This is a genomic window from Oleiphilus sp. HI0117 (assembly GCF_001635235.1).
Genome location: NZ_LWGA01000674.1, coordinates 1 through 7250, shown reverse-complemented (window position 1 = coordinate 7250; position 7250 = coordinate 1). Strand labels below are relative to the sequence as shown.

General features: G+C 43.8%; 9 protein-coding genes. 7 read left to right on the top strand and 2 right to left on the bottom strand.

Annotation, left to right across the window (positions count from 1 at the left end; genetic code table 11):
• The 6 genes from A3757_RS09220 to A3757_RS09195 all read left to right on the top strand — a co-directional run.
• Window positions 1–491: Bax inhibitor-1 family protein (locus tag A3757_RS09220; protein ID WP_082872086.1), on the top strand; the 491-nt coding region annotated here is incomplete at its 5' end.
• A gap of 75 nt (window positions 492–566) precedes the next feature.
• Window positions 567–959, top strand: a complete 393-nt coding sequence (gene tusD / locus A3757_RS09215; protein WP_068513642.1) for a sulfurtransferase complex subunit TusD — start codon at window positions 567–569, stop codon at window positions 957–959.
• An 11-nt stretch (window positions 960–970) separates the two neighbouring features.
• Window positions 971–1333: a sulfurtransferase complex subunit TusC gene (gene tusC, locus A3757_RS09210; protein ID WP_068509772.1), complete on the top strand. Its 363-nt coding sequence runs from the start codon at window positions 971–973 to the stop codon at window positions 1331–1333.
• A 17-nt stretch (window positions 1334–1350) separates the two neighbouring features.
• The gene (gene tusB / locus A3757_RS09205; RefSeq protein ID WP_068513640.1) at window positions 1351–1641 is read left to right on the top strand and encodes a sulfurtransferase complex subunit TusB; all 291 of its coding nucleotides are present in this window, start codon (window positions 1351–1353) and stop codon (window positions 1639–1641) included.
• A gap of 25 nt (window positions 1642–1666) precedes the next feature.
• Window positions 1667–1999, top strand: a complete 333-nt coding sequence (locus A3757_RS09200) for a TusE/DsrC/DsvC family sulfur relay protein (RefSeq protein ID WP_068513637.1) — start codon at window positions 1667–1669, stop codon at window positions 1997–1999.
• A gap of 30 nt (window positions 2000–2029) precedes the next feature.
• The gene (locus tag A3757_RS09195; RefSeq protein ID WP_068552770.1) at window positions 2030–3037 is read left to right on the top strand and encodes a glycosyl transferase family protein; all 1008 of its coding nucleotides are present in this window, start codon (window positions 2030–2032) and stop codon (window positions 3035–3037) included.
• Here A3757_RS09195 and A3757_RS09190 read toward each other — a convergent pair.
• Together A3757_RS09190 and A3757_RS09185 are read right to left on the bottom strand one after the other, a co-directional pair.
• Window positions 3034–4578 carry a sulfotransferase gene (locus A3757_RS09190; RefSeq protein WP_068510798.1) on the bottom strand — a complete coding sequence of 515 codons (1545 nt, stop codon included), beginning with the start codon at window positions 4576–4578 and terminating at the stop codon, window positions 3034–3036. The two genes, A3757_RS09195 and A3757_RS09190, sit on opposite strands and share 4 nt — an antisense overlap.
• A 141-nt stretch (window positions 4579–4719) precedes the next feature.
• Entirely contained in the window at window positions 4720–5928 is a 1209-nt protein-coding gene (locus A3757_RS09185; protein ID WP_068510800.1) for an HD-GYP domain-containing protein, read from the bottom strand.
• Window positions 5929–6118: 190 nt separating this feature from the next.
• Here A3757_RS09185 and A3757_RS09180 point away from each other — a divergent pair, with 190 nt between their 5' ends.
• Window positions 6119–7174 carry a methyltransferase domain-containing protein gene (locus tag A3757_RS09180; RefSeq protein ID WP_068510803.1) on the top strand — a complete coding sequence of 352 codons (1056 nt, stop codon included), beginning with the start codon at window positions 6119–6121 and terminating at the stop codon, window positions 7172–7174.
• Window positions 7175–7250 lie beyond the last annotated feature (76 nt).

Below are 7250 nucleotides of genomic sequence, written 5' to 3'. Positions count from 1 at the left end.
GTTTTTACGGTTTACTGTTCGGTATTCACAAAACGGCTAACAGCGGCATGGGTCTTGTACTTACCTTCGCACTGACAGGCTTTATGGGTTATACAATTGGCCCCATCCTTAGCATGTTCATTGGCGCAGGCGCTGGCCACTTAGTTGCTAACGCACTTGGCTTAACCGCATTCGTATTCTTTGGTCTTTCGGCTTATGCCTTGATCACACGTAAAGACTTTAGCTTCTTGGCAGGTACGATTACTGCTGGTTTCTTTGTTCTTTTAGGTGCAATGGTTATTGGTATCTTTACCGATATCGCGGGTTTACAGCTAATGATCTCTGCGGGGTTTGTACTTTTCTCGTCTATGATCATTCTGTATCAAACCAGTGAGATCATTCACGGCGGCGAAACAAACTACGTTCTAGCTACCGTGACACTATTTGTGTCGATCTATAACTTGTTCCTAAGCTTGCTTCAGCTACTCATGGCATTTAGCGGGGACGATTAAGAAATAAGCAACCCTTTAAAGCCATGCCTTGGTCTGTACTAAGCATGGCTTTTTTAGTTTTTAGCCCTTTAAAATATGAACATATCTGTATTAGTCCTTAACGCTCCCTACGATTCACAGTCGTCTTACAGCGCTTATCGATACACTAAAGCTGCCCTTCAGAATGGGCACAAGCTTTCTCGCGTCTTCTTCTATCAAAACGGTATTCATAGCGGTACTAAACTCGCGACACCACCACAAGACGAGTTTGATCTTTATAAAGCCTGGCAAGACCTTGGTACCAAGCACAACCTTGACCTGGTTATCTGTATTGCCGCCGCAGCACGCCGAGGCTTGATCGATAACACAGAGCAAGCTCGCCATCAAAAGGACGCAAACAATCTCGCTGAAGGTTTCGAGCTTTCCGGGCTTGGGCAACTAGTAGAAGCAATGGCCGTTTCTGACCGCTTCATAACCTTTGGAGCTTAAACAGAGGCAAGATGGATAAGAAATCTATACTCATTATATTAAACTCAGCCCCGTTCGGCTCCAGCGATGCAAAAGAAGCTCTCGACCTTGTGCTGGCTGCGGGTACCTTCGAGCAAGATATCAGCCTGCTACTCGCAACTGATGGCTGCTATCTATTATTGGAAGATCAAGACCCTGCAAACATACACCAGAAGAATATTCGCCAAATGATGAAAGCGCTTGCTATTTATGGTGTAGATAAAGTGCATATAGATAAACAAGACGCTGAAGACCGAAACATCCCGTTAAGCGATTGCTCACTTGCGATAAGCGAACTTAGTAAAGCACAAGTAAGCAATAAGCTTAACGATTCCGACATTATTTTAAGATTCTAGCTTCTTGGCCCCACTTTATGACCCTGCATATACTGAACAAACCACCCTCAGAAGTCGCTGTGAACCAGCAACTTTCAGACACGATCCTGGACGGTGACTGCGTAGTACTCATTGAAGATGGGGTTTTCCAATGCCTGGGAACCTCGTCTGAAGCCAGTCAATGGTCTTGTATTGCCGCGACGATTTTTGTACTGACTGAAGATGCCTTGGCTAGGGGTGTAAAAATCCCGGTAGACTATTGTAAAATTGATTACAATGACTTGGTTGAACTTACCATCAAGCATGAAAAAGTGCATAGCTGGTATTAAATCTAGCCTTTGCTAAACACATATTATGAGCGATCAAGACACGCTAAAAAATATCCAGTTTGATGAGCAAGGTTTTCTAGTAAACCTGGATGACTGGTCACGCGACATTGCTGCGGCAATAGCCCTGCAGGAAGGCTTAACGCTAACGCCCGGACACTGGGAAATATTAGACGCCCTGCGCAGCTTTTACCTCGAATACGATCTCTCACCTGCTATGCGCATTCTTGTTAAGCATATAAAAGAGACCTTAGGGGAAGATAAAGGAAATAGCATCTATTTGATGACCCTGTTTCCGGGAAGCCCCGCAAAGCTAGCCAGTAAGATCGCAGGCTTACCCAAACCAACCAATTGCCTATAAACTTACCTTTTTTAAGGAAGTCGACCCCGTATGACAGACGTAAATATTAAACAAGCGAAAGCAGAACACCCATTTGCACCCTTTGTAAGAATACTGGGCAAAGGTAAAAAAGGCAGCCGTTCCCTTACTGAACAAGAAGCTTTTGAAGCAATGAACATGATATTAAAGGGAGAAGTCGAAGACGTGCAGCTGGGCGCCTTCCTTATGCTATTACGCGTTAAAGAAGAATCTGCTGAAGAGCTCAGCGGCTTTGTAAAGGCCGTTAAAGAGCAACTTAATACCCCCGCAATCGCGGCCGATCTTGACTGGTCATCCTATGCCGGAAAACGACGCCACCTACCTTGGTACCTGCCAGCAATTTTCTTGCTGGCTCAAGCCGGTTATCGAGTCATGATTCACGGCGCAAGTGGTCATACTGCAAACCGCCTGTATACTGAAAATATTCTTAATGAACTAGGAATACCAGTCTCACGCTCATGGGAAGAAGTTGCAGACAGTATGAATGTTAGAAGCTTTGCTTACCTGCCACTCGATGCGATTAGCCCACGCTTGGCCGAAATGATCAATATGCGTCACTTGATGGGGCTGCGTTCCCCTGTTCATTCTTTATCGCGACTGATCAATCCCTTGAACGCAGATAGCGTACTCCAAGGAATATTCCACCCCCCCTATAGCGGCCTTCATCAAGAGGCTGGAGCACTACTAGGGTACCGATCACTTTCAGTAATAAAAGGTGAAGGCGGAGAGATTGAGCGAAATCCTGATAATGCCATGGTCGTAAAGTCAGCGATTAAGGGAGAGCTTACTGAAGAAGAGTGGCCTTCTCAATTTGAGCGAAGACACGTTAAAGGGCAGGATTTAACGGTTAACTACCTTAAGCAAGTTTGGCGTGGTGAGCAAGAAGACGAATATGCCTTAGGTGCCATTATCGGTACAACAGCCCTCGCCTTAAAATCTTTAAAACCAGAGTTCTCACAGAAGGACGCCTTCGCATTTGCCGAGAAACTTTGGAGTGAACGCAAATTAGACTTGATCTAATCTACGTTCTGTAAAACCTCTATCAAAGGCGCCAAATATTTTTCATACGGCGCCGATGCTCGCTTGGCATCTTTATATATAGGCTGCCTTACTTGCGCGACACTCGCTGTTCTCACTGCGCGCTTATTTTTATGAAATTCGAAGCAGCCACCCTCTGGCTCCAAATGGCAAAAGGCGAGTAAGTTGTTAATCTGGTGCTCTGAGTTATCCACCATCGCTTCATAATTAGCCTCATAAATACGATCACCAAATAGGTTCTGCCAATGCTTCATCATGTCTTTATAGGCGATATAATACTGGCCCAGCTCTGTTAAATCATTAGTGTATGCTGGGGAACCAGAAAAATTTTGTTTATAAATAGAAAAACAGGTTTCAAGCGGGTCACGTGTACAATGAATAACTTTAGCGTTAGGCATTACAGTTAAGATAAGCCCAACAAACATGAAGTTATAGGGCATCTTGTCTGTAAAATACGTAGCTTTCTGTCTAGCTCTAAGCTTATCTAAATAAGCAGTCATGACTGCGACACACGCGCTAGCCTTATCATCTGCTGAGATATCGCTATTCAATATCTCGCCGTGCGTTCTAAAGCTTTCTCTCAGGTCAAGAATCTCTCCTTCCGCTTCGACCTGCGAGTGACTAGATATAATCTGCTCGATTAGCGTCGTTCCTGAGCGCGGCATACCCAATATGAATATTGGTGAATCATCTGAAAGTTGCGCCCCCTTTACTTCATTTAAAAAACCTTCGTCAAAAGCGTTTAAGATAGCTTTGAAGTCATTTTCTGTCTGGGAATGCTGATAATTTACGCCTTTGCGAGCAATGTCATTTCCCATTTTCAGGTACATGAATGATTTATCGGTCTTCTTACTTCGCTCATAATACATTGACAGAATATACGCGACGTTCATTTGAACTGCTGGCGCTTGTGTTTGCTGAGAAAAGCTTTTCTCCAACTGAGGAATGATGCTTTCTAATAGAGGCTCTTTTCTCCCCTTACCATACAAGATAAGATTCCGAATCACTGCTATTTGGCCAGGGTTGAGTTTCAAAGATTTTTGAAAACAGCTGTAGCCTTTTTCCCCCTCACCTAAACGACTTAGCGCTAAGCCTTTTAAGTTATAGGCATTTGCATTTTTCGGTGAGACTTTTATTAAAGATTTACAAACGCCTAAGGCATCCTTTTCTTTGTGATTCCCAATTAAGACGCCAGCCAATTGCTCTAAAGCTTTTTCATGCTTGGGCTTAAGTTGAAGAGCTTGCTTTAACCACGTTTCGGCTTGTTGATTATGACCTAGCTGTACTGCCAAGCCAGCACCCTGTAAAGCGACTTCATGCTCTTCAGGCAAGGCTTCAATTGCTTTTTTTGCGAAAGAGAAAGCCTCCGGCAGCTTTCCAGCTTGTTGAAGCAATAGAGAAAGTTGTGCGCATATCACGGGCTGACCTGGCGCCTTATCAAGAATCTGACGGTAGATATTTTCTGCTTGCGCTAGCTTGCCTTGCTGATGTAGTGCAAGGGCCTGATTGAATATTTCTTGCATTGACTTACCTAGTTAAGAGTCAGTTTACAGTAGATAATGGCACAAAAATGAGCCAAGTATGTGCTCTACTTTCGAGTAAAACTAATAGCGCTAGTTACCCAAATAGAAACAAAAGATTGATTACCAAGCTAGACGAACAGACTAGCGAAAAATGCTACAACGACTGCCTTCCAGTAACTTAATATTTTTATATAAAAGTTCATTGGCATTGGCGACTAAATTGTAATTGGCATCATACTTTTTGGAGGAAAGAATATCACCCGTCAGTACCCTCATTCGAGAGAGAATCTCAGGTAATCCTTTTAAAATGATAGCTATGTCACGAACAACAGTACATTCATGAATATTATGGAGCTCACAGCAGTCGTTATCGATCTTCATCCCAATAACGCCCTCAGTGCGCTGCCTAAACAGGCTCGGATCAAACACTCCGGTATCGGTTGAAAGCCTAACGAGACGATGAATCATTGAACGCAAACCATGGACACTCAGGTCAAAATCATACGGAAGTAGCTCAGCACTGACGACGAGTAAGCACGACAGCATTTTCTCGAGCTCTTTAATCTTGCTTTCAATATCAAGAAACAGATTTGAGTTCTTTGGTGACTCGATCGGGCTAGACAGGTGCGCTTCAACTAAGGTGATCCAATGCTGATGCGCCCTTTCAAAATACAAAAAAGAATTGAGCCTAAGGTTTGATAAGGTATGAGATATCTGATTGTGACCACCTAGCTGATCAAGGCGGTCACTTAACTCATTGGCGATCACTAAAATCTGGGCGTCTAGACCAAGTTGAGGCTCACCAATGAGATTTGGAAAGCCAGTTCCGTCATTTCGTGCGTGGTGGTGTAGAACCAGCTCCGCAAGCCCTTCTAGCTCAGGTAGGTACTTTTCAACTAAACGTGAACTAATCAGAGGGTGAATATCTCTGCCGTCAAGCGAGCTAGCTGGAGAAAAGAAAGGGCCATTAACCTTTGTGGGAAACTCAATCGTCTCGGTATCGGGTGCGTGTTTACCAATATCTTGCAGTAAACCAGCGACGAACAGCAATCTTTGGTTAGCTTCTGTGAGGCCAGCTGACCGGCCAATCAATAACGCACACCAACTGCAAAACAAAGCCCTTTCGAAGTCGATTTGCGAACAAACATGGACACGAGTAAGTGCCTTCATGATCTCAGGAAATTTTTCAAGCTCATTGCAAAAGAAAACCATTTTTGGCCAATATGAATTGGCTTGGTTTATTTTGAAAAGCGTCGGATGGGAGTCAATAAACATCCGGTATTCGAGAAGCAAGCTTGCTGCGCTGATATAATAATTACCGCCAAGGTAATCAAAACTGCTATCACTCATGGCACTAAATTTCCAGGACAATGTTCGAAAAAGGTATGATTTAAAGATAGGCTACAAGCCCTATATATTCAAAGACGAAAGCGTGATAATTTACTCGTTTTATATATTTGAACGTTTAAGACTATTGCTTGTCTTACTTGTCTCCAAGTTCAGAAACACGCGCTAACAATTCAAAGAGAGATCTCCCTGCATGCATGATGATGTTAAAAACTATTACGGGAAAGTATTAGAAAAAACCGAAGATCTTAAAACCAACGCCTGCTGTACAAGCGCTGGTTTACCTAGACATGTAAAGACGGCATTAGCCAAGGTTCATGATGAGGTACTAGCCCGTTACTATGGCTGCGGTCTAATTGCCCCACCCGTGCTTGAAGGAATGCAGGTAATGGATCTTGGCAGCGGGTCTGGCAGAGATTGCTACGTTCTATCCCAATGGGTTGGCGAACAAGGCCGTGTCTTAGGTATCGACATGACAGAAGAGCAGCTTACCATTGCACTTGAGCACGAATCTTACCATGCCGAGAAATTCGGCTACGCAAGCAAGAATACAGAATTCAAGCTGGGTTATATCGAACGTTTAAACGAACTTGGCCTTGAAGAAAACAGTTTTGATATCATCGTATCAAATTGCGTTATCAACCTTTCACCAGACAAGGAAGCCGTATTGCGAGAAGCCTATCGAGTACTAAAACCAGGAGGTGAGCTTTACTTCTCTGACGTCTATTCAGACCGGAGAGTTCCCCAACACCTTGTTGAGGACCCAGTCCTATACGGCGAGTGTTTGAGCGGCGCACTTTACTGGAACGATTTTGAAAACCTAGCTAAAAAAGTCGGTTTTTTGGACCCGAGGCTTGTAGAAGACGATGTCATCACTATTGAAAATGAATCGGTGCAAGAAAAAGTCGGCCATATCGGTTTTTATTCGGCAACCTACCGTTTATTTAAAATAAAAGACCTTGAACCGCACTGTGAAGATTATGGCCAGGCTGTTATTTACAAAGGCGGTATCGAGCACTTTGAACACGCTTTCGTTCTTGATAAGCACCATATCATCGAAAAAGGTAGGATTTTCCCTGTTTGCGGCAATACCTGGCGCATGCTGAATGAAACACGATTTAAAAAGTACTTCGAGTTTATTGGTGACTGGAACACTCATTACGGCATTTTTGAAGGCTGTGGATCTAGCTTACCCTTCGATGGTGACCCTATATTCGAAACAGGTGACGGCGGCTCTTCTTGCTGCTAACTTGAGCTAGCGCTCTATCTGAAGAGCTAAGCTATAACTATCCGCTTAGCTCTTCACCTCCTCTTCAACGCTCTAA